This is a genomic window from Psychrobacter sp. AOP30-A2-5 (assembly GCF_052378115.1).
GTDB lineage: Bacteria > Pseudomonadota > Gammaproteobacteria > Pseudomonadales > Moraxellaceae > Psychrobacter.
The window spans coordinates 19,218-43,379 of the sequence record NZ_JBQSXK010000020.1 but is presented as its reverse complement, the minus strand read 5'-3'; the positions used below and the strand labels follow the sequence as shown (position 1 = coordinate 43,379).

Here is a 24,162-nt window from a genome sequence, read left to right as displayed (position 1 = left end):
TTTTTTGGCGTATAGAAATATAAACTTAAGATTTAGAGGTTTTTTAACTTCTCGTACTGTTCAGCTATGGCCCAATTGATATGTACATCGAGCATTTCGTTATGTACGCCCAACTTTGATTGTAACTGAGTAATGGTTTCTTCATTACCATTAGCATTTCCAAGACCAATCGCGATATTACGCAAAAAGTTCACATAGCCTGTGCGTCTAAGCGGGCTGCCTTCAGTTTTTTTCATAAATTCAGCTTCTTGCCATTGCCACAGCTCAAGCAAACTGCTGCTATCAAGGTTATGCCGTGGTGCGAAGTCCTCTACAGGTGTAAGATTGGCGTAGCGATTCCAAGGACAGATAAGTTGACAGTCGTCACAGCCAAAGATGCGATTACCAATCGCGCGGCGGTATTTTGTATCAATAATACCGTCGTGCTCGATAGTAAGGTAGGAGATACAAGCGGCAGCATTGAGCTCATAGGGCGCGACAATCGCTTGAGTGGGACAGATATCGATACAAGCGCTACAACTGCCGCAATGCTCTTTGACGGGTTTGTCATCAGGTAATTCGAGGCTAATAAATAGCTCACCCAATACAAAAAATGAACCCGCTTGCTTGTTGATTAATAAGGTATGCTTTCCTGTCCAGCCAAGACCAGCAGCATCGGCAATGGGTCGCTCGAAAATAGGAGCAGAGTCGCTAAAAGGCCTAAAAATAAAATCTTGCTCTGAACCTATATTGAGGTGTTGCCACTCAGGAAGCATGGCTTCTATCTTTAGTGCCAATTGCTTCAAACGACTGCGCATCGTTTTATGATAGTCGCGTCCCCTGGCATAACGAGCGATGATACCTTGATTGGGGTAGTCATTGTCAGTGATCGTACGTGGGGTTGGTGCTTGAGTCAGGTAATCCATACGGACACTGATGATGGTTTTTGCCCCTTCTACCAGTTGGTCAGGATTTGCCCGCAGTTCATGGTTGTTATGCATAAACTGCAGTTGTCCCTCATAACCTTTTTCGAGCCATTGTTGCAATTGTACAATCTGCTTAGCAAATAAAGGGTGATGCACCGATAAAAAACCGCAGTCGGCAAACCCTAAAGCCTGTGCTTGGTCTTTAATCCATTGTTTGACATCTGCTGTGGTGGTAAATATTGGGCTATTATTCACATTAATCTTTTTTTTGGACGCAGGCTTAGGTTCAGCAGAGGTTTGCTTAGCTGATTTCTGCTGAGTTGAAGAGATAGGCAAGTTTACTTTAGGAAGATTATTCATGTGTGACAGTAGGCGATAGAGTGAATATCGATATAATAAGCCAGTGAGCTAAGAGCGCAAGTATAAAAGCAAATAATTTCACATTCATATCGATACATACGTTGATGTAAGCGTTTGCTAAGCTGATGCTAAATGATAGTAATCATATCTCAATAAAATAAAAAATCAGCAAAAAATACTCAAGGATTAGTTATGAAAAATCAGATCAATTTATCACCTATAAAAAGTACAAAACCTATCCTGTTATATAGCAGTGAACAACTCTATGCGATGGAGCAAGCATGGTTTGTAGAGGGTCACGATAGTTTTGGGTTGATGAAACAAGCAGCCTGGCAAATGGCGCAACACATAGAGCAATTATATGAACAAAAACAATTAAACATATATCCATCAGCCACTACTTATGTGCCTCGTCGTCATATGCGCCAGCATCGAGTGAGCATTTGGGTTGGAAAGGGTAATAATGGTGGCGACGGTTGGCTCATTGCTTATTATTTACAGCAAATGGGTTGGCAGGTACAAGTGGTGACAGTTGGTTTTGAGAGTGATGATTTTGATACCAATGACACAACTGTATTCTCCGACGCACAAAAAGCCCTAAAAGAGGCGCTATTGGCTAATTGCCCTTATCAACGCTTTGAAAATAGTGCTTGTGAGCTAGAAGAAGGAGTAGATGGTAATCTGCAAGCCGATGTTTATATTGATGCACTGTTTGGTATTGGACTGGATCGTGCGCCTACAGGTGTTTATAAAACAGCCATTAGCACTTTTAATAAGTTATCTGAACGAAATAGTACCTTGGCCATTGCGGTTGATATTCCAAGTGGTTTGGTGGCTTCGACTGGCGAAGTGTTTGAGCATGTGGCTATACAGGCTGATATAACGCTATGCTTAATTACACGGAAATTCGGTTTGCATACCAAAGATGGTATGGATCATAGCGGCAAGGTAGTTGATATACCGCTGATACCTTATGCAATAAACGATAAAAGATTCATGCCAGTAGCAAAACTGATTACTACTGCATATGGTCTAAGTCCTCGCCGTCAAAATAGCTACAAAGGTAGCTATGGTCATGTACTGATTATTGGCGGTAATCGTATCGATGGCTCACAAGGTATGGGCGGCGCTGCGATACTGTCTGCTTCGAGCTCGATGGCGGCAGGATCGGGTAAAATTACAGTTGCTTGCCATGAGGCTTTTCATAGCGCCCTATTAACTTCGCTACCAGATGCAATGACGATTAATTTGCATGATATGGACGGAGTGCAGGAGTTAATCAAGTCAGTCACTGTGATTGCGATTGGTATGGGGCTTGGTCGTGATGAAAAAGCAAAAGTGTTATTTATAAAATACCTACAAACTGCGATGATAGCTAAAAAGGCAATAGTGATTGATGCTGATGGACTTTATCATTTGGCATCATTGCAATTAGAGCATCATGAATTGGTCAGTCAGCTGCGAGAATATAGCGTTAATCATCAAGTTTGTTTGACACCGCACAGTGGCGAAACTGCTAGATTACTGAATAAGAGAATCAGTGAAGTGGAAAGCAATAGACTACAAGCGATAAAACAGTGCGCTACAACTTATGGTGGTGAATGGGTGCTAAAAGGCACAGGTTCTTTGATATTAGAGCAGGGCTTAGATGAGCACCGCGTTTATGTTTGTGCTGTCGGTAATGCAGGTATGGCGACGGCTGGCATGGGTGATGTGTTATCCGGTGTCATTGCTGGTCTGCTAGCACAACAAGATTTATCGTCAGGAATGCAAAGCTTGCATCAGGCGGTTGTTATACATGGATTAGCAGGGGATACGCTGGTCAATCAGAGTAATAATACGTTATTGGTTGGACAACGAGGACTACAAGCTCAGGATATGCCAGCAGCCATTCGTCATGTAATGCAGCTATTGATTAACGTCTATAATTAGCATTAAGCCTAGGTAGTTGAGTTGCCACAATACTGATCAATTGCCTGCTGTACGCGTTCACGTTTGAGCTCAATTTCACGACCGTCTAAATACTGACGCTTGCCATTTGCATCCATCTCATAAATACGTCCGCCGACATTCAAGTTGGTCAAATTATTGCGGAGTGACTGGCAACGCTGTGCATTGGCTTGTGCTTCTTGTTCTTTAATCCGTGCTTCAAGCGCTGCAACTCTTTGTTCTTCTACGCTTTGAGTATTAGTACTTTGATTGGCATCTGTTTTGCCAGCCAATTGTCCTGCATTGCTTTGTCTGCCATCACTACGAAATTCAATCAGCTCAATGTTTTTACCATTTTGCGGTGCATGTTGGCTGTATTTGACCTCACCATGTGCACCAACAGATTTATAAACTTGAATAGCATGACTGGCATTCATCGACAGCATTAGCACATACGCAGTACTCATAAGCAGTTTGGTAGCAGTATTTATTTTAGACGCATATGCCATAGTAGCAATCCTCTCAAGGGGTAAAAAACAGATGTGTATATATGTGTCAATATAACATTTAAGTGTTGGAATGGTACTAAAAATGTACCGGCTTTCGATTCTAACAAATAATCCTTATGAATGTATATTATTTAATAACTAATAGTTAGGGATGGGCTTTAGAAGTTTTTCTTGACAATAGCTCACAAACCATCGAATATAATAGCAGTTGATTGGTCAGTGAGCGGCTTTTATGATATTGCCGTGGCACTTGAAAATGAGGACGATAGGTTACTTATCAGTGGCTTACGCAGTTTTCGTTTCTTTGTGACAATGATATTGCAAAGATAGTAATCATAACGATTGTTATCGATGACTTTATGTATTGTCTCCGGACTTATCTGTCTACAATGACTAAGATAAACTTATTATTTAAAATGCGCTAAGCGTGACTCTAGCGGTTGTATTAAACATGGAAAAATATTCAGCAATTAAATCTTTTTAATAAGCCTGCCGTAAAATCTAACCATTTTATAAATTAGTATTGGCTGTGAGAGTGATTTAAGTTGTGAATATCAATGCCTCTGTATAAATCAATCTGTTGTAAATGCTATCTGCTATTTATCAATAATAAGCTTCTTTTATAGATGCACACGCATCTTGTCACTGTACATCGATAGACTCCTGCCATAAAACTGACCTTACATATATTGCTGTGTTTGAGTAGCCTGCTGTCTTATAAAACAGCGTTACTTAGAGATAGTGGGCACACATTCTTGATATGGATAAGGATTTGCAGCCATTTCTATAAGATGAACCATCTTGTGTAAATAGCGTGGTTTTCTCTTATAAATGAACGCCAACTCTTGACAAAAAAAAGGTGATGACAGTGACGCAAACCACGCAAAGTCCGAATATGACGGGACATACCCAAACGGGGAATGCCGCCAAAAATTTTGAAGAAAAGCAACAACGCCTCGCTGAAGGTAGTGAGCAACCTGTAATGCTATCTGGTGCTGAGATGTTGGTGCAATCACTGACTGATGAGGGAGTCAAATATATTTTTGGCTATCCAGGTGGTGCGGTTCTTCATATCTATGATGCTTTGTTTCAACAAGAAAATATCGAGCATATTTTAGTACGTCATGAGCAAGCAGCCGGTCACATGGCAGATGCTTATTCGCGAGTCACAGGGCAGACAGGTGTAGTATTAGCGACGTCAGGTCCGGGTGCTACTAATACCGTAACGGCTATCGCAACAGCGTTTATGGATTCTGTGCCGATGGTGGTCATCGCAGGTCAGGTACCTAGCAGCCTAATTGGGGAAGATGCCTTCCAAGAAACAGATATGGTCGGTGTATCACGTCCTATCGTGAAGCATAGCTTTCAAGTGCGCCACGCTAGCGAAATTCCAATGATTGTCAAAAAAGCCTTTTATATTGCTCAGTCTGGACGCCCAGGTCCTGTAGTCATTGATGTACCAAAAGATATGACCGCGCCAAGTGAAAAGTTTGCTTACGCTTATCCAGAAGAAGTGTTTATACGTTCGTATCAGCCGTCATTAAAAGGTCATAGTGGTCAGATTAAAAAAGCGGTTGAAACGCTGCTTGCTGCAAAGCGTCCGATTATTTACTCTGGTGGCGGTGTTGTTTTAGGCAATGCGCATAAAGAGCTTACTAATCTTGCGCACCGTTTAAATTTACCAGTAACCAATACCTTAATGGGCTTGGGTGCGTTCCCTGGTTCTGATAGTCAGTTCTTGGGTATGCTCGGTATGCATGGCACGTATGAAGCCAATATGACCATGCATCATGCCGACGTCATCTTGGCAGTTGGCGCACGTTTTGATGACCGTGTCACTAATAATGTCAAAAAATTCTGTCCAAATGCGACGATTATTCATATTGATATTGATCCTACCTCTATTTCAAAAACGATTAATGCGCATATTCCGATCGTGGGTGATGTTAAATCTGTCCTGACCGATATACTAGAGATTGTTGGTGAAGATAAAGAATTAGATCAACCAGCATTGTTGGATTGGTGGTCACAGATTAATGAGTGGCGTAAGCGTCATGGCCTGCGTTATGACACCAGCACTGATAATGGCATTAAGCCTCAAGCGGTGGTTCAAGCTTTAGATAAAGTGACGAATAGTAACGCTATTATCACCAGTGACGTCGGTCAGCATCAGATGTTTGCAGCGCTTTATTATACCTATAATGAGCCGCGCCAATGGCTAAACTCAGGTGGTTTAGGGACGATGGGCGTTGGCTTGCCGTATGCGATGGCAGCCAAACTTGCTAACCCTGAGCGTGACGTGGTTTGTATCACGGGTGAAGGCTCTATTCAGATGAATATTCAAGAGCTCTCAACCTGCTTACAATATAATTTGCCAGTTAAAATCTTAAATCTAAATAACGCCCAATTAGGTATGGTGAAGCAGTGGCAAGATATGCTGTATGAAGGTCGTCATGCCCATTCTTATATGAATTCACTACCAGACTTTGTCAAACTCGCTGAAAGCTATGGTCACGTCGGTATCAAGATTACTGATCCTGCGACCATGGAAGCGCAATTGGCGGAAGCCATGGCAATAACAGATAGATTGGTATTTATTGACGTTTATGTCGATCGTAACGAGCATGTATATCCGATGCAAATCGCTGGGCAAGCAATGCGTGATATGTGGTTAACAAAAGGGGAGCGTACCTAATGCAACAACAACATCTGATTTCGGTATTGATGGAAAACGAAGCGGGTTCGTTGTCGCGAGTGGTCGGTTTGTTCTCTCAACGTGGCTACAACATTGAAACTTTGAACGTTGCGCCAACAGACGACTCGAGTATTTCTCGCTTAACATTGACCACTATTACGTCACCTGAAAAAATAGAACAAATCACCAAGCAATTGCATAAATTGATTGAAGTGGTTAAAGTGCTTAATCTATCAGATACCGTACACGTCGAGCGCGAGTTGATGCTCATAAAAGTACGGGCGACGGGTGGCGTACGTGAAGAGATTAAACGCAGTGCCGATATTTTCCGCGCACAAATCGTTGATGTGAACGCCAATCTATATACCATTCAAATCGTCGGTGACAAAGCCAAACTTGACGGCTTTATTGATGTGATTGGTCGTGAACGTATTATGGAAGTGGTGCGTTCGGGTGTGATTGGTATTGCACGCGGCGAAAAAACGCTCAGTTTATAATGGGTGCTTACTGTACCTATTGTAGGTCAAATTATTTATTCAAACATTAACATAGCGCTTATCTCACCCATCACTTCGATAAGGTGATTATAATTTAAGTGTTTATTTATCCATGGCAAGCCATGATTTAGGAAAAGGACTCTGTTTATGAACGTTTATTATGATAAAGATTGTGATCTATCAATCATCCAAGGTAAAAAAGTTGCCATCATTGGTTATGGTTCACAAGGCCATGCACACGCGCTTAACCTACAAGATTCAGACGTTGATGTGACCGTTGGTCTACGTGCTAACTCTGGCTCATGGAAAAAAGCGGAAAACGCAGGTCTAAAAGTAGCTGAAGTAGAAGAAGCGGTAAAAGCCGCTGATGTCATCATGATTTTGACGCCTGATGAGTTTCAAAAAGAGTTATATAATGATGTAATCGAACCAAACATCAAAGAAGGTGCAACCCTAGCATTTGCTCATGGTTTTGCGATTCATTATAACCAAGTCGTACCACGTGGTGATCTTGATGTCATCATGGTTGCGCCAAAAGCACCCGGTCATACGGTACGTTCAGAGTTTGCAAAAGGCGGCGGTATCCCTGATCTTATCGCTATCTACCAAGATGCCTCAGGTCAAGCCAAGCAATTAGCCTTGTCTTATGCTGCTGGTGTTGGTGGTGGTCGTTCAGGTATCATCGAAACAACCTTTAAAGATGAAACTGAAACTGACCTATTTGGTGAGCAAGCGGTACTTTGCGGCGGTGCAGTAGAGCTAGTGAAAATGGGCTTTGAAACCCTAACTGAAGCTGGCTATGCCCCAGAAATGGCTTACTTTGAGTGCTTACATGAGTTAAAGCTTATTGTAGACCTCATGTATGAAGGCGGTATCGCTGATATGAACTACTCAATCAGTAACAACGCTGAATATGGCGAATACGTAACTGGTCCTGAAGTCATCAATGAGCAATCACGTGAAGCCATGCGTAATGCCCTAAAACGCATTCAGTCTGGTGAGTACGCGAAGATGTTTATCTCTGAAGGCGCAACCAACTATCCATCAATGACTGCTCGTCGTCGTAACAATGCAGAGCATCAAATCGAAATCACTGGCGCTAAGCTACGTGGCATGATGCCTTGGATCGGTGGTAATAAAATCATCGATAAAGAAAAAAACTAATTCAGTATTAAGAGATTAATCGCTGATATAGATCTAAGAGCCCATGCTATTACTTAATAGTGTGGGCTTTTTTAGTTTGCACTACTTTAGTGAAATTTTAACCACAATCGTTTTGGTGTTGGTTGAAAACGACCAATCGATGCCTCATATATCTAGCCTTCATTGATTTTTTTGAATATTCTTAGTGCAACCAATTGCTGGTTAATTATCAAGACGATTGAGTTGCGCGTTCTCATTTTTTATAAATTATAGGTTGTGTGTTGTGCAAATATCTTATCCAGACTGGCTAACGCCGCAATTCGTATATATTACTCTTAGCGCTGTGGTAGCTGTTTTAATATGGATAGAAGGGGAGATGCTCAAAAAAACCGATGGCAAATTGCCTAAGTCTAAGTTTTTTCAAATCAGCTCACTTTTAGATACTTTGTGGTTCTTTATTTCCGTTGTCATATTATATGTGATTGACTTGACGCCACTAGCCATTACGGTACCTGCTGCTTATGGCATCTATACTACCTTTGGATGGATATACGGGACGCGTTTACTAAAACGTAAAGGTATTCCTGATTCTCCTAAAGACTTGGTGATACCTGCTAAATATATCGCCTATAGTCAGTCATTTTCGCTGATATTTTTTGCGCTTTGTTTGTTAGTATTAAGTTCACCGTGGTTACCGATATCTCAATGAAGCATATGCTGACTTATCACCTATTTATTATTTGAGATAATGCTGTCACCAACTTAAATGACACCTTTACGTTAGAATGATAGATAGTAAATAATATAAAACATCTTTCTTATCAATGTATTAGATAGTATTTTATTGGCTGTTGTGACTTTTCAAAACGGATTATCGTTATTTACAAAAATCATCAATTTAACCTGTTGCGATTATAAAAAGCTGCTATAATCAGCCTGTACTCAAAAGATTTTAGGTCGTAATTTCAAGCTATCTAACGATATTTTGATCGTATTGACTGTTGCATTTAGCAGAAAATAGTTTGGGTATATATCAATTAATCGGTGATGACACACGTCTCGCCAACAGTTAAAGAGTTAGGAAAATTTATGTCAGATAAAGTTGAAGGCACTGTAAAGTGGTTTAATGAAGCTAAAGGTTTTGGTTTTATCGCTCAAGACAATGGCGGACAAGACGTATTCGCTCACTACAGCGCTATCCAAGGTGGTGGTTTCAAAACTCTAGCCGAAGGTCAAAAAGTGTCTTTCATCTTAGGTGATGGCAAAAAAGGCCCACAAGCCGAGCAAATCGAAGCTATCTAATCTCATTTGACATCTGGTAAGCTGATTAGTCAGTAAGCTTGATGACAGTAAGATTATCAATATGCATTGATGCCTTTGTTTGTTAAAACAATAAAAATACTGTTTCAACTCTAAAAAAAAGCAACCTCTTATCAGGTTGCTTTTTTTATGCCATTTTTCTCGCTATAAGCGTAAAATCATCAAAAGCATACTGATATTAGCTGTCAGTCATCAGCACTGACTCAAAAAAGATCTAACAAAATAAGGTTGTTTTATGAAGTGGGAGGCATGGTTTTCAATCGATTGGCAGCAAGTTTTGGGTATTTCTCTATCTGCAATTGGTTTTTATTTAGGATTAATGTTATTTACAAGATTGATGGGGTTGCGAAGTTTCTCCAAGCTCTCAAGCCATGATTTTGCGATGACTGTCGGTATTGGCAGTATACTCGCTTCAACGGTGCTATCAGACACACCGTCATTAATGCAAGGGCTGTTTGCTGTCGCGGTATTATTTGTGATTCAAGGGGTTATCTCATTTATCAGGCGTAAATTCAAACCTTTAAAATCTCTGATAGACAATCGAGCCATTATATTAATGGCCCATGGCGAGTATTTTAGTGGAAATTTAAAAGAGGCCAATCTTAGTACCAGTGATGTTCAACAGGTTTTACGCAAGAATGGGATCAAGTCTAAAACGGAAGTATTTGCTGTCATTATGGAAACTACAGGGGATATGAGTGTCATCAAAAATAATGCGGTTACGCCTGACTGGTCATTATTCGATGATATACGCGACAGTGAGTTGCTGATTGGTTCCAGTAAAAACAGCAAATCGTAGATTTTGAGTTTTTGATTGTTGTTCTCGATTGATGCCAACGAGATAGATCACAACAATCCATTAAGTAACTATCGTGTTGACAGTGCTAAAAACAGGTGAAATATTGAGAATGTAGGTTAAAGAAGGCTGTAAAATTGTGCACTTATAAACTATTTATTATAGAATGGTGACAAATTTATGACGCATTATTCACGGCGTTGTCTTGACCTTATGCCTGTGGTCACGCAAGATACAGGGGTCTGATAATAACGGTTGGCTTAGCTTTAGCAGATTTTATCAATGAGTAGTGTGATACTAATACCATTTTCGGTATTGTTTCTTCTTGCTTAATTAACTACTATCTGTTGACGCAGTAACAATCCTAAGTAGTATTTTGAACGACAGTTTAAAAAATGAACCTTTGGTTCTTAACTGACAATTTTTAATTCATAACATTAATAAACGAGGAACGTATGAAAGCATTAGTAGCGGTCAAGCGTGTCATTGATTACAACGTAAAAGTTCGTGTAAAAGCTGACAACTCTGGCGTTGATTTATCAAACACTAAGATGTCAATCAACCCTTTTGATGAGATTGCAGTAGAAGAAGCGGTTCGTCTAAAAGAAGCGGGTGTGATTGATGAAATCATTGTTGCTTCAATCGGTCCAAAAGAATCACAAGAGCAAATTCGTGCAGCGTTAGCATTGGGCGCTGATCGTGGTGTTTTAGTGTTGACTGATGACAAGCCGTATCCATTACAAATTGCTAAGATCCTCAAAAATATCGCCGAGAGTGAAGGCACTGATATTATCTTATTGGGTAAGCAAGCCATTGATGATGATAACAATCAGACTGGTCAGATGCTAGCGGCATTGATGGGTATTGGTCAGGGTACGTTTGCATCAGAAGTAAAAGTTGAAGGCGATAAAGTAAACGTGACTCGTGAAATCGACGGTGGTTTACAGACGCTAGCACTTGAGCTACCAGCGGTTATTACCACTGATTTACGTTTGAATGAGCCTCGTTATGCTAAATTGCCTAACATCATGAAAGCGAAGAAAAAGCCACTTGACGAAAAAACGCCGGCTGATTTTGGTGTTGATATGGCCTCTAAGCAAGAGATCATTAAAGTTGTGCCACCTGCTGAACGTAAAGCTGGCATCAAAGTGGGTTCAGTGGATGAGTTGGTCGATAAGCTAAGAAACGAAGCAAAAATCATTTAATGTTTCAATGATTGGATACTTCGCTACGGCATATCCTGTACAAGGCTATAGATTTAACTGATTTATTTTATATAAAATAATAGTTGTTCAAACAGCTTTGTACACAAACAACCGCATGAATAGATGATACGAACAAAAAAGGATTAAAATCATGGCAATTTTGGTATATGCAGAACATGACAATGCCAGTCTAAAAAAGGCAACTTTGAATACCATCGCTGCTGCTAAGCAAATGGGTGATGATATCCATGTGTTGGTTGCAGGTAGTGGTGCTCAAGCTGTCGCTGACCAAGCAGCTAAAGCAGAAGGCGTGACTAAAGTATTATTAGCGGATAACGCTGCCTATGAGCATCAATTAGCGGGTAACGTCGCGCTATTGGTTGCTGATATCGCTGGTGATTACAGCCATATCCTTGCACCTGCTACCACCACTGGTAAAAACTTTATGCCACGCGTTGCCGCTTTACTTGACGTAAGCATGCTATCAGAAATCTCAGCCGTCGTAGATGCGCAAACGTTTGAGCGTCCTATCTATGCTGGTAACGCAACAGCAACTGTTAAGACCACAGAAGATAAAGTCGTCATGACAGTACGTACCACGGCTTTTGACCCAGTAGCAAGCGAAGGTGGTTCAGCTACTGTTGAGACAATCGACAACGTGCAAGAAACTGGCAAAGCAAGCTTCGTTAATGAAGAGATGGCGAAATCTGACCGTCCTGAATTGACTTCAGCAGGCATTGTGGTTTCTGGTGGTCGTGCATTGGCAAATGGTGAAAACTTCACCAAATATATCGAACCATTGGCTGATAAACTTGGCGCTGCTGTTGGCGCATCACGTGCCGCTGTTGACGCAGGGTATGTGCCAAACGATATGCAGGTCGGTCAAACGGGTAAAATCGTTGCACCAGACTTATATATCGCAGCGGGCATTTCAGGTGCGATTCAGCATTTAGCGGGTATGAAAGATTCTAAAGTTATTGTTGCTATCAACAATGACCCAGAAGCACCTATCGCTAGCATTGCTGATTACTTCTTAGAAGCGGATTTATTTACAGCATTACCTGAGCTTACTAGCAAGATTTAATCGTTATTTAGTGATTAGTTAAGTAGAAAACCCGCTATTATTTATAGCGGGTTTTTCGTATTTGAGAGGTATTTTTTTGATTCAGTCAAACAACATTAGTTATAGTTTCTTTGACGCAGCGTCTCATATAAGCACAATGAGCCTGCAATGGCGACATTCAAACTTTCTTGACCATTAGGCTGTGGTAGAGCGATAGGGGTGGCGCACTGCATCAGCTCATCACAAACACCTTGTCCCTCATGCCCCATAATCCAAGCGATAGGTTTTTTTAAGTCATGTTGATAAATGACTGTATCAGTATGGGAGCTGGTAGCAAATAGCGGTGTTTGCACATGCTCCAAAATATCTTGCACATTTAGACCTTCATAAATAGTCAGAGCAAACTGAGCGCCCATGCCTGCTCGTAATGTCTTAGGAGACCACACTTGTGCTGTCGCACTGGTACAGAGTATATTTTTGATGCCAACCGCTGCTGCGGTGCGTAATAGCGTGCCCACATTGCCGCTGTCTTGCACATCATTTAAAATCAAGCAGTCATCATTAATCATCGATAAACTAGGCGTTGGTACCTTAATGATTGCCATGATATCGATACCAGTACCTAAGCTACGAATGCTCTCATACAGCGAATTTGATAAGGTTAAAGTAGGCGTATAAGTAGGCAAGCGCGTCAAAATTTGCTGAACCTCAGGATGGTTGTGCGCAGACTCTGCGAGTAGGATTTGGACAAACGGGTAGTCGCTACGCAGCGCCGCATCGATGAGATGCACGCCCTCAATCAACGTTTGACCTTGCTTCTTCCGCTGCCGCGCTTGCGTTAACAAGGATTTGACAAGTTTAACGGTCGTGTTTTTATCTGAGGTAATAAGCTCGGTGGGATTTGCTACCATAGTAGATCGCTTAGAAAAAAATATAGAAAAATTAAACAATCAGTATAAAGTATTACAAATGCTCTGGCTTTATACTGATTATTATCAAAGTAACGTTAAAGTGCTTATTTATCAGCGTAAGTTACATGCAGATTTTTAACATAATCGACTTCATTTTTACTGCCTAGTACCACGGGAACGCGTTGGTGAATATCGGTTGGCTCTATGTCTAAAATGCGATTGACTGCATCAGTAGCAGCGCCACCCGCACGCTCAATCAATAAGCTCATTGGATTGGCTTCATACATCAAGCGTAATTTGCCCGCTTTATTGGCATATTTGGTATCGAACGGATAAGTGAAGAGACCACCACGACATAAAATACGATGCACATCACCGACCATGGCCGCCACCCAGCGTGTATTGAAATCGCGACCACGGACACCCGTTTCGCCAGCAATTAACTCATCGATATACTGCTGCATGGGTGCGCGCCAGTAGCGGTAGTTTGAAGCATTGATGGCATATTCGCTGGTATTGATATCGATTTGCACGTTTTCTTGTATTAATACATAATCGTTAGTGTCAGGATCTAGGCTAAACATCACGACATGATCGGCGATAGTTAGCGCTAGTACGGTAGAGGTGCCATAAAGCAAATAACCGGCGGCTAACTGTTGATTGCCTGCTTGTAAAAAATCAGCATTCTCACTGATTTGACCTTGGCGCTGGTACGGTAAAACGGAAAAGATAGTGCCAACGGCCATATTAATATCGATGTTTGATGAACCATCAAGCGGGTCGAACAATACCAACAAACTGCCATCTGCATTGGCAGGGGTAGCATCGTCAAGCTCTTCTGAGGCCACGCCTGCACAATGGGTATTTTTCGCCAAAGCATCTAACAATAAGTCATTGGCCAGTACGTCCAGTTTCTTTTGATCTTCACCTTGGACGTTTTGGTTGCCAGCTTCGCCTAGAATGTCTGCTAGTGCCCCTTTTCTCAATAATTGTGAGATGGTTTTACCCACGTCGGTGACAGTCGTAATAACGTCACTCAGTGCAGGATTGGGTGAATAATCATTGAGATAGTCTGTAAGGGTTGTCATAAGGCTTCCTAATAAATGCTGTTAAAATAAAGGCTACTGAAACTAAGGATTAAATAAGGGGTTGAAAAATCGGTTGGGTCGCACGTTACAGACCTAAATCTGGCAAATTTTTAAATACCTCGCACGGCATCTTTGTCCTGACCACAAAATCAGCTACACTATCATTATTATTTATTTATCGTTTGGCTAAGCGGATTTTTGATGATGGTTTTGACAGGTCTATGGCTACTGCCCAAGAGGATGACAATGGCTGTTTTTTACGGCGCTATGTCTCTCACTGCCACTGGGGTAAATTGTAGCAAATAAGTGCCAAAATGTCCTTGTCTCTGTGCTTATCGTCGACTATAAATCGCCAAAAAACGCATAAATAATGATTATTAAATCATATAAACCAACAATAAAGACCTGCCATTATGCCAAATTCTATCGATAGCCGCTCAACTCAGACAGTCTCGCCAACGGATTATGCCAAATTCGACCCTGATACCATTCATGAGAAACTTGATGCGTCGTTAAGTCGTCCGCAGCTTAATAGCGATGGCAGTATTCGCCATTTTTTGGGGGTAGAAGGTCTTAATAAAGCGCAGCTGCAAGCGATTATTGCCAAAGCAGAGACGTTTTTTGATGATAATGGACAGCTCATTAACCGTCCTGAGCTCGAAGGCTATACGGTGATGAATTTGTTTTTTGAACCGTCAACGCGTACCCGTACGACCTTTGAAGTAGCCGAAAAGCGTCTCGGTGCCAATGTGCTCAATATCGATATCGAGCGCTCTAGTACCAAAAAAGGTGAAAGCTTGCGCGATACGCTGTGGAATCTACAAGCCATGACGGCAGATATCTTTGTGATACGGCATTCAGCATCAGGTGCTGCCCATTTTATGGCAACAGAGGTGACACCCGATATTGCTATTATTAATGGCGGTGATGGCTGGCATGCGCATCCAACGCAAGGGATGCTTGATATGCTCACTATTCATCGTGAAGCGCCGCGCCCATTTGAGGAATTGTCAGTGGCTATCGTTGGCGATATCAAGCATTCGCGAGTGGCGCGCTCAGACATTAGTGCTCTGCAAACTTTAGGCGTCAAAGACATCCGTGTCTGTGCGCCGCGTACCTTATTACCGAAAGGCATTGAACGTTTTGGGGTACAAGTCTATGAAGATATGAATGACTGTGTCACGGACTGTGATGTCATTATGGGATTAAGAATACAAAACGAACGTATCGGCTCGCCACTATTGGCATCATCGAGTGAATATTATAAACACTACGGTATTACACCAGAGCGCATGGCATTGGCCAAGCCCGATGCGTTGGTCATGCATCCAGGGCCGATGAACCGCGGTGTTGAGATTGCATCAAGCGTTGCCGATGGCGACCAGTCAGTGATTTTAAAACAGGTGAATAACGGCATCGCTATTCGTATGGCAGTACTGTCATTAGCTATGGAAGGTCAGCGCGCTCACCAAGCTGCGAGCAAATAATTCTTTGCCTCGCTGTTTTATATTTATTTATCCCATTTTATTGATACGGTAATAACGCTCATGACAACTATGTTAAATACGGATGCACCGATACTTAACCATCTTCCTCAATCATTTAAAGACTCACTATCAAGTGCTGCGACAGATAAGTTGGCGTCACTCGAAGCTGGGCGTGAAATGTGGCTACTGCCGCCTTTGGTGGATCTGTGCGCCCGCCTACGTGAACCAGGTCAACAACAACATGGCACTTTGGAGTCAGAAGGGCGCGCTGCTCGCGCTAATGGTTTTTTGCATGTGGTCATTCCTCCTGATACCAATCCTATCTTAGAGAACGGTTCATTATTAAAAGGCTTACGTGAGCGCGCGCTTGGTGATGGCGGCATATATTTGCATATTTTGGGTGCATTGACTGCTGGTTTAGAAGGCGAGCGTCCATCAAATATCGCTGGGCTTAAAAAAGGCGGTTGCATAGCCGTTTCTAATGCGCGCCGCCCTTTTCGCAATGATTTAGTATTACTGCGTACACTGGAATACGCCGCGACTTTTAATATGAAAGTATTCTTTTATCCTGATGAACCAAGTCTATCTGGTGATGGCGTGGCGCATGAAGGTTATATCGCGTCATATCACGGCTTGCAAGGGATTCCTTGGATCGCTGAAACGGTTGCCTTGTCAACGCAGTTGCTAATGGTTGAAGAAACGGGCATCGCTGCTCACTTTAGTCAATTATCCTGTAAATCTTCAATCGAATTGATGCGCTGGGCAAAAGATAAAGGCTTGCCCGTGACTTGTGATGTGGCGATGCATCAGTTGTATTTGACCGATGATAATTTAGAGGGTTTTAACGCCCAAGCCTATGTATTACCACCCCTGCGTAGTAATACCGATCAGCAAGCCATCCGCCGTGGTCTAAAAGATGGCACCATTGATGCGATATGTAGCCATCATGAACCCTTGAACAGTACCGCTAAAAAAGCCCCATTTGCTGAGAGCACACCAGGCATCTCAAATTTTGATACCTTTATGGCGCTGGCTTGTCAGCTAGTCAATGATGAGGTGTTAACCTTAGAGCAACTTGTCGATAAAATCTGTCTCAATCCGGCGAAAATCGCTGGTATTAGTGAGCAATATGAAAAAATCGGCGGCGCAGTACTGGTGGATCCTAATTTGGAGTGGCAAGTGACCGCCCAATCCATGCTGTCCAATGGTAAAAACACGCCATTCTTTAATCAGCAGTTGCAAGGCCGCGTTGTGGAGACTTTCTTTGGCTAATTTGCCTAGGCAGGATGATAGTCTGCAACCATCCTCGAAGGATAACGATCATCACTTGCACAACCAAACCATCAAGTCGCACAGTACTGCCAGTGAGTCTATCAAAGCGGTGGCAATCTATGAGGTGGTTAAAGGGATCGGTGCACTATTAGGGGCAGGGGCTTTATGGTCATGGCATACTGACCTTGAGCATTGGCTGACGACAGCGACTGCTTCTTGGCAACAGACTTTTGGACAGCTACTGGCACCGCAAGTTGACAGTGCAGTACGGATTGCCCAGCAGGCAAGTAAAAACTGGCCATTATTCTTGTTATTAATCTTTGCTTACGCCAGTTTGCGTTTCCTTGAGGCTTATGGCTTATGGCAAGATAAAACATGGGCGTATTGGTTTGGTGTGCTGGGTTATGGGGTGTTTATTCCTATTGAGCTTTACTATCTAATCGTTAGCCCATTTGATTGGTTTAAGCTTGGGATATTAGTCTCGAATCTTCTTATTGTGGTCGTGGTCTATCGTAATATGAAGCGTAAAGGCTTGATATAAAAAGAGCCTATTATAGTGCCTATCAAAAAAAACTGAATGTGTATGAAAAAGCCAGCGTAAGATACTCTCTTATGCTGGCTTTCTTTTGATAAAACGACTGGCTTAAAACTGGTTATAAATTATGGCTTTGCTGTACTTTTATCAGTGCGAATGCTTTTGGCGACTTTGCCAATACTCAAACCTTGCACCAAGATAGAGAATATCACCACTGCATAAGTGAGCGCCAACAAGATATCGCGTTCGGTTCCCAGCGGCAGCTGCAACACTAAGGCAACCGAAATACCACCACGTAATCCGCCCCATGTCAGCACTTTCCATGCACCAGTCGGTAAATCGAGCTGACGATGAAAGGTTTTGGTCGTCATACCTACAACGATAAAACGCGCAACTAGGGCAATGACAATCGTCAAGCCAGCGGCGATAAATAAATTACCCGAATAAGCAATCATCACTACTTCTAAACCGATGAGTACGAATAAAATAGCATTGAGAATTTCATCGATTAATTCCCAAAATAAATCGATATAATGCCGCGTTTTATCGCTCATCGCCAATGCTCGTCCGCGATTACCAACCATTAATCCCATCATCACCATGGCGAGTGGTCCTGATAAATGCCAATGGCTGGCGAGTGCATAACCACCTATCACACCAGCAAGCGTTAACAACACTTCTTCTTGATAGCTATCGATACTTTTCAGCATGTAATACAAAATCGCCCCAAGTACTAAGCCAAAAATAATGCCGCCACCAGCTTCAACCGCTAGAGTATGCGCCACATAATTGGCGGTTGGGATATCACCACTGGATAAAATCCCTAGCAGCAATACAAAGATGACAACGCCGATACCATCATTAAATAATGACTCACCAGCAATGACGGTTTCAATACTTTTTGGCGCGCCAGCCGATGAAAGGATGCCCATCACGGCAATGGGGTCGGTCGGTGATATTAGAGCACCGAATAGCAAACACCAAAGAAATGGCAAACCGAAACCAAGCAGCGGTAGCATAAAATAAAGCGCCGTGGCGATGAGCATCGCAGAGACGATGGTACCGACGCAAGCAAGGATACCAATAGGCAGTTTATAACGTTTTAAATCGCTGATATTGACGTGCAACGCTCCTGCGAACAGTAGCATAGAGAGCATGCCGTCTAATAAAACTTCGGTAAAATCAAGCTGCTCTAATAAGCTTACTTCATAATCAATCAGCTGATCAAATCCCAAAAATCCCAAAAATATGGCGCCAATAGATAATAAAATGGAGATAACCATCACGCCAATCGTGGTCGGTAGACCAATAAAACGATGGTTAACGTAAGTTAATAGGGCTGTGATTGATAAGAATATCGCGCTGATTTCAAGTATGGTTAGGCTACTGGTAGGGGCCATGAAAAAATTCTCAAGTGAGTTTAAAATTGTCATAAGCTTAGCGCTTACAAACACTAAATAGGTTTGATTTTAGTTTAGTTATCGTTTGTCTTTTTATTTTGATTGCGTTTGTAATGCTTGGCGAATATGGGCGTCAAACGCGCTAACATAGTTAAAATACTGATGACGAGCATCGTTGCTAAGTATAAATTGTTGGGCTTGTCGGCACATCGCGCTCAAGTCATCTATCAGCTCTTGATAGCTTAGGTTTTCTTCTCCTGCGCGCTCAATCAGTTTTATCTCATGCAATAAGGTTTGCTGCTGTGCGTTATTTACGCGAGCATAACTTAGATTGACCATCGCCTGACATAGCGCTTTTAAGACCATCAAATCTGCTGCTGCATACCGACGTATCTCGCCTAGCGATGTATTGATAAAATCAGATATTTTGGGAGTATGAGTAACTATGGCTAATATCGCCAAGCGTCGCTGTTTAACTTCGGCTTTCGATGAATCATCGTTTTGTGCCGGTGTATAAAAATGATAGGGGCTGGGCGGCTGGCAACGCATCATAATACTTAAGCAACTGGTTAGTGATTGTACGCAGTTGACCGCTGTTTTTGGATCATTGATACCGGGCGATAAGGCACGGACGGCGATTTCAGTCATTTGTCCCAAGCTATAAGCAATATCGTTAGAATGAGTCAATCGTTGTTCGATACGTATACAGCTGGCAAAGCGTTGCCAAAAAATTCCGTCAGGGGCACGCGGTACAACAGCTAAAGATGGCGTTGCTGTTTTTTGTCGATTGTTTGGATGATCTGCTGGCCGCTGGTAAAAGTAGCCGATGACGTTTTTGTCAGTGACATAATCGCCAAGATTAATACGCATTTGCACCACGCCGCCATAGTCTTGTGTCAGTGTAATCAGCGACTCAAGGTAAAATTGTTGGACATAACCTGAGCTTGGTGGATAAATGGGCATCGCTGACCAATGATGAAACTGTTCAATGTCATGATGTTCTATATCGCGTTGATGCTGGATATCGCAATGATCACGATACCAATAGTGAATATTATTAATCGCATCATTGCTGGCGTTTTGAATCACATGTGAGGCTTGAATGGCATGTACCATATGCTGTACAAAGTACACCAGCAACAGCGCACATATAATTGCCATGATAATCGCAAAAGTCACTGCGAGCTGTGGCACACCAAAAGCCACGTCATATTTATGGATAGATTTTAACACCAATAAACTATAACTAAACGTGCCAATGAACGCCCCCAATACAAATTGATTGGGCGTATCGGTCAAAAAATTGCGCAATAGCCGTGGGCCAAATTGCGAAGAGGCCATCGACAGCACGGCGATTGTAATGGAAAAGGTCGTGCCTGCTACGCCTAATACTGCGCCTGCAATCGCTGTCATGATAGCGCGCGCCGCATCGTCGTCACCGGTAAAAGCAAAAGTAATCTCTCTAACTGTTTCGCGGTCAAAGTGTTGATCGATAGTGACCAATAAAGGCGCAAGCAATATACCTACAATGACGCACGCAGTCGGAATAAACCAATAAGAGCCAATAAGCTGCTGCCATAGGTTTCTTAGTCGATCAGGCATATCGATCAGTGTTTGTAGCGACCATAACTTGGCAAACTGCTTTAGTCTATGCGTTATTGTCAGCAATGCAGAGTTAAACCAGCCACTTTCAGGGTGTTTATTCAATATTATATGCTCCACAAGTGACCTAAAAAGTGACCCATTTTTTATTACTAAGCTAGGATTTTATTTGGCTAATAAAAACTCTTAAAAGTAAATTACCTTACCATATAAGCCACAAAGATTAAAAATTTAGTAAAAAATAAGCCCCTATCATAGGAGCTTATTTTTAGCATAATGAATTCTTTTGTTAACTGACTAGATTGTCAATCCAATTGCTTATCGCAGTGCTTACTTTTGCTAGCACTGATGGCTCTTCTTTACTGTCCATACTTAATGAACGCGTTTGCATATCATCCGTCGATACTGGCTGTTTTTGCAGACTATCTACGATTAATGGTAGGTTGTTACCAGCGGTTGCTAAGATAAAGCTTGGGTTTTTGGTTAACGTTGTCCATTTCTGATTCCAGCCACCACTACAATTGTAAGTAATTAAGCTTCCGCGATTATCTACTAAATTACCAGTACGCAAATCAAAGCATTTGCCACCTTGTTTGATTTGGTCAGTACCGTTCATCTCCCAAACTTGCGCTGGCGAGTCCAAGCTACAAGCACCCAAAACCACCCAAGAACCTTGTTCTGTTAAGCACTGATCTAATGCCATTTTGCTGTGAATTTTACCTTTAAGATCGTAAATCCACTGTTCAGAGTCGTCACCAGTACAGCCACTTGGGCCACTAATAAAGGTATTTAGCGTGCCATCTTCTAGAGTTTCAGCTTTAAGGCAGTTGTTGCCATTACGGATGGTAGTCACATTATCTAAAGGTTTATCATCTTGTAGCTCTAAATCTACAACAAACTTTTGAAATTCGGTAAGTGCTTCAGGCTCTTTTTTGATTAAATCCGTACGATATACATTGACCCAACGGTTTAGACGATTTAGAGTTTCTTGCTGCTTCTCATAACGCTCTAATGTTTGGAGTGCTAAAGGGCTAAGCTCATCACGATACTCTTTATAAGAATCATATAATAACTGACCGTTGGCGTCTAAACTAATAGTCGAATGTTCTGCTTGAGCAAGAAGTTTCTGCTCTAAGATTGGTAACTCTACCTTTCTTAGTGCCGTATAGCCCTGTTCTTTACCAAAGGTAACCGCGGGTTTAATCGCATCACTATATTGACGAATATCAATGGTTGAGAGCTGTACTTGTGCTTCATTGACCTTTTTACAGTACAAATCTACTTTTTTCGGGTTGTCTGCAATCGCTAAATTAACATGGAACTTATTGGCGTTACTGGTCATCCGATTAGGAGCCAACGCAATATCATTAATCGTGTTATTACTATAAGTAACGCTTAACCAGCAGCTTGCTGATTCAAGCGAGTTATGGGGTGTCGGTAACTCAAAGACGTTGCCCCAGTTACCACGTGCTTCTGGATAAATAATACCCTTTTGCGCGACAGGGTCATAACCGCCTAAAATGGTAAATACTGGCACGCCCTGCAAACGTGGTTTTAAGTAATTACCATCCGCGCTGTTGTACCAAACGTTTTTAGAACCTTGCCATACCTTAGGCTGGATGACTTCCATCTTTCTAAGCTCAGCATTCCATTTCTTATAGCCAGTTGGTGAGTCAGCGTCAAATACTGCTTTATCAAATGCTGGCTGGATCTTAATTTTTGTACTATAACCCGTATAGTGAGTATAGTTTGAATAAGCGCCACTCTGTGATCCACCAGACATCGCATCGCGACCATAGCCATAGGTGGCTAAGAAAAGAGGTTTACCAGTGAGACCATCACCCTCGACCTGTCGTGGCCAGTCTAAGTTGCTGCGCATTTTGTTTCTGACGCCATTATAGCCCCAGCCACTATTGGCATGATGCTCGGCCCAAAAGAAATCGCCGTTCTGTTCACCAGGATAATGACCCAAGCCATAATGATGACCGATTTCGTGGCTGAACTCATTACCTTGAGAGTCGATTAGGGTCAACATACCATTACCGCCGCTTAAGCCGTGGTTATATTCACCATTCTTATATTTACCGCGAGCGTGATGCGCATTAACGTTCTGGGTCAATTGCGGTTGCTCTTGACTTTGCATTGAAGCACTGGTGACGCCCCAATTGGCTAAATTAATGCCCACACCAAAGGTTGATTTCGCGGTGTTTTCGCGCATATCACCAGCATAAACGCCAGCATCATTTGAGTCACTGACTGAATCATAAATAGTGCCATTGGCGACCATTACTCGTTCGAGCTTCATGTCATCATAGCTAGCAACGGTCATTTGTGCTGCTGGAATGGTTTGGAAGTAGTCTGAACCCGCTCTTTCTGGATCGCGTAGCATATAATGACCCCAAGATTGAGGTGCATCCGTTAACATGCCTAGACGGATATTGGTCAATACCAACTCACCAGGGGCGGCAAAATCTATGTTATCTTCTGACAGTTCACCGCTACGATTTTGGTCATCCACAATGCGAATTTTGAGACCACCTTGTACCTCATCCCAGTTGAGTTTGGTTGACCATGCGCGCTTACTGTAAGCAACGCGTGTGCGCTGATCAGTGTTAGTCTGATCCGTGTCTGGGATTTGAGTCGGATCGGCTAAATTGACAGTTCGTAATAAACCCCCGTCTTGATAAATCTCTACCACTAGCTCATCAATGTCACCCATTTCAAGCGTAGGCGTCACCAATAACAGCGCCTCTTTTTCTGCCGTCAGGCGCGGCATGTTTTTTGCTTCGTTACCCTGTGGATCAACGGTATGATTCTGCCCAAACTGTATCATCGCTTGAAATTCGCCAACCAAGTCTGGACGAATAGCACGAATTTCTCCCGCTCTACCATCGTGGTCAAAAAACCCTAATAAATAAAAATCAGCAATATCCTTTTTTGGTTCTGGATATTTAACAGGCGTACTTGGCTCAAGTGGCGTAGCAGGAATACTCGTTATTGGTGGCTTAACAGGCGTACTTGGCTCAAGTGGCGTAGCAGGAATACTCGTTATTGGTGGCTTAACAGGCGTACTTGGCTCAAGTGGCGTAGCAGGAATACTCGTTATTGGTGGCTTAATAGGTGTACTTGGTTCAAGTGGCGTAGCAGGAATACTCGTTACTGGTGGTTTAACAGGCGGCGTTTCTACTGGTAGATTAACTGTTGGTGCAGGTGATGATGTGCTGCCATCACCTTCACCACAAGCAGAAAGCATAATGGATACGACACAAATGCTTAGCGCTTTTACTGGGAATGCTATTGTGTTTTTCAATTTATTGCCCTAATAAAGTTTAAGGCAATATAACAGCTGTGTTAGTATCTCGTACGACTTTTGTTCTATAGATAATAATAAGTTCTATTACAAACTCTAGTGAAAATTAATTTTTATTATTCAATATACCTCATT

19 protein-coding genes are annotated in these 24,162 nt (G+C 42.2%); 12 read left to right on the top strand and 7 right to left on the bottom strand.

What is annotated here, in order from left to right; translation table 11 throughout:
* Nucleotides 1-32 precede the first annotated feature (32 nt).
* The gene (gene queG, locus ACT3S4_RS12165) at nt 33-1,265 is read right to left on the bottom strand and encodes a tRNA epoxyqueuosine(34) reductase QueG (protein WP_444761142.1); all 1,233 of its coding nucleotides are present in this window, start codon (nt 1,263-1,265) and stop codon (nt 33-35) included.
* Between the two features lie 192 nt (nt 1,266-1,457).
* Between queG and ACT3S4_RS12160 the strand changes: the two genes are divergently transcribed.
* Nucleotides 1,458-3,197: an NAD(P)H-hydrate dehydratase gene (locus ACT3S4_RS12160; protein ID WP_444761141.1), complete on the top strand. Its 1,740-nt coding sequence runs from the start codon at nt 1,458-1,460 to the stop codon at nt 3,195-3,197.
* An 8-nt stretch (nt 3,198-3,205) separates the two neighbouring features.
* On the opposite strand, the gene ACT3S4_RS12155 is transcribed toward ACT3S4_RS12160, so the two are convergent.
* A complete protein-coding gene (locus ACT3S4_RS12155) occupies nt 3,206-3,703 on the bottom strand; it encodes a DUF4124 domain-containing protein (protein WP_045446657.1) in 498 nt (165 codons plus the stop codon).
* 982 nt (nt 3,704-4,685) lie between these two features.
* Here ACT3S4_RS12155 and ACT3S4_RS12150 point away from each other — a divergent pair.
* The 8 genes from ACT3S4_RS12150 to ACT3S4_RS12115 all read left to right on the top strand — a co-directional run bounded on the left by ACT3S4_RS12150 (nt 4,686) and on the right by ACT3S4_RS12115 (nt 12,443).
* Nucleotides 4,686-6,398, top strand: coding sequence for an acetolactate synthase 3 large subunit (locus tag ACT3S4_RS12150; protein WP_444761145.1), 1,713 nt, complete (start codon nt 4,686-4,688; stop codon nt 6,396-6,398).
* Complete coding sequence (gene ilvN, locus ACT3S4_RS12145; RefSeq protein WP_045454430.1) at nt 6,398-6,895, top strand: acetolactate synthase small subunit; 498 nt, start codon at nt 6,398-6,400, stop codon at nt 6,893-6,895. The genes ACT3S4_RS12150 and ilvN overlap by 1 nt, the downstream gene beginning before the upstream one ends.
* Nucleotides 6,896-7,042: 147 nt before the next feature.
* A complete protein-coding gene (gene ilvC, locus ACT3S4_RS12140; RefSeq protein WP_045446660.1) occupies nt 7,043-8,059 on the top strand; it encodes a ketol-acid reductoisomerase in 1,017 nt (338 codons plus the stop codon).
* A gap of 262 nt (nt 8,060-8,321) precedes the next feature.
* A complete protein-coding gene (locus tag ACT3S4_RS12135; RefSeq protein WP_045454429.1) occupies nt 8,322-8,747 on the top strand; it encodes a hypothetical protein in 426 nt (141 codons plus the stop codon).
* Between the two features lie 380 nt (nt 8,748-9,127).
* Nucleotides 9,128-9,340, top strand: coding sequence for a cold-shock protein (locus tag ACT3S4_RS12130; RefSeq protein WP_010196799.1), 213 nt, complete (start codon nt 9,128-9,130; stop codon nt 9,338-9,340).
* A 253-nt stretch (nt 9,341-9,593) separates the two neighbouring features.
* Nucleotides 9,594-10,157 (top strand): DUF421 domain-containing protein, encoded by a 564-nt coding sequence (locus ACT3S4_RS12125; protein ID WP_045446667.1) that lies wholly within the window; start codon nt 9,594-9,596, stop codon nt 10,155-10,157.
* Between the two features lie 452 nt (nt 10,158-10,609).
* Nucleotides 10,610-11,359 carry an electron transfer flavoprotein subunit beta/FixA family protein gene (locus ACT3S4_RS12120; protein WP_444761140.1) on the top strand — a complete coding sequence of 250 codons (750 nt, stop codon included), beginning with the start codon at nt 10,610-10,612 and terminating at the stop codon, nt 11,357-11,359.
* A 151-nt stretch (nt 11,360-11,510) separates the two neighbouring features.
* Nucleotides 11,511-12,443, top strand: a complete 933-nt coding sequence (locus ACT3S4_RS12115) for an electron transfer flavoprotein subunit alpha/FixB family protein (RefSeq protein WP_444761139.1) — start codon at nt 11,511-11,513, stop codon at nt 12,441-12,443.
* Nucleotides 12,444-12,538: 95 nt separating this feature from the next.
* Here ACT3S4_RS12115 and ACT3S4_RS12110 read toward each other — a convergent pair whose 3' ends face one another.
* Both ACT3S4_RS12110 and ACT3S4_RS12105 read right to left on the bottom strand, forming a co-directional pair.
* Entirely contained in the window at nt 12,539-13,333 is a 795-nt protein-coding gene (locus ACT3S4_RS12110; protein ID WP_250163798.1) for a TrmH family RNA methyltransferase, read from the bottom strand.
* Between the two features lie 104 nt (nt 13,334-13,437).
* Nucleotides 13,438-14,421 carry a class 1 fructose-bisphosphatase gene (locus ACT3S4_RS12105; RefSeq protein WP_250163799.1) on the bottom strand — a complete coding sequence of 328 codons (984 nt, stop codon included), beginning with the start codon at nt 14,419-14,421 and terminating at the stop codon, nt 13,438-13,440.
* Between the two features lie 413 nt (nt 14,422-14,834).
* On the opposite strand from ACT3S4_RS12105, the gene ACT3S4_RS12100 reads away from it, so the two are divergent.
* From ACT3S4_RS12100 to ACT3S4_RS12090, 3 genes are read left to right on the top strand one after another with little or no spacing between them, the layout of a single operon-like run.
* Nucleotides 14,835-15,908: an aspartate carbamoyltransferase catalytic subunit gene (locus ACT3S4_RS12100; protein ID WP_250163800.1), complete on the top strand. Its 1,074-nt coding sequence runs from the start codon at nt 14,835-14,837 to the stop codon at nt 15,906-15,908.
* A 60-nt stretch (nt 15,909-15,968) separates the two neighbouring features.
* Nucleotides 15,969-17,180, top strand: coding sequence for a dihydroorotase (locus ACT3S4_RS12095; RefSeq protein ID WP_201605539.1), 1,212 nt, complete (start codon nt 15,969-15,971; stop codon nt 17,178-17,180).
* Complete coding sequence (locus ACT3S4_RS12090; RefSeq protein ID WP_238034854.1) at nt 17,173-17,721, top strand: DUF2127 domain-containing protein; 549 nt, start codon at nt 17,173-17,175, stop codon at nt 17,719-17,721. Before ACT3S4_RS12095 ends, ACT3S4_RS12090 begins: the two co-directional genes overlap by 8 nt.
* A gap of 119 nt (nt 17,722-17,840) precedes the next feature.
* On the opposite strand, the gene ACT3S4_RS12085 is transcribed toward ACT3S4_RS12090, so the two are convergent.
* The 3 genes from ACT3S4_RS12085 to ACT3S4_RS12075 all read right to left on the bottom strand — a co-directional run bounded on the left by ACT3S4_RS12085 (nt 17,841) and on the right by ACT3S4_RS12075 (nt 24,015).
* Nucleotides 17,841-19,148 (bottom strand): cation:proton antiporter, encoded by a 1,308-nt coding sequence (locus tag ACT3S4_RS12085; protein ID WP_444761138.1) that lies wholly within the window; start codon nt 19,146-19,148, stop codon nt 17,841-17,843.
* 60 nt (nt 19,149-19,208) lie between these two features.
* Nucleotides 19,209-20,822, bottom strand: a complete 1,614-nt coding sequence (locus ACT3S4_RS12080; RefSeq protein ID WP_444761137.1) for a DUF2254 domain-containing protein — start codon at nt 20,820-20,822, stop codon at nt 19,209-19,211.
* 184 nt (nt 20,823-21,006) lie between these two features.
* Nucleotides 21,007-24,015 carry a M66 family metalloprotease gene (locus tag ACT3S4_RS12075; protein ID WP_444761144.1) on the bottom strand — a complete coding sequence of 1,003 codons (3,009 nt, stop codon included), beginning with the start codon at nt 24,013-24,015 and terminating at the stop codon, nt 21,007-21,009.
* Nucleotides 24,016-24,162: the final 147 nt, after the last annotated feature.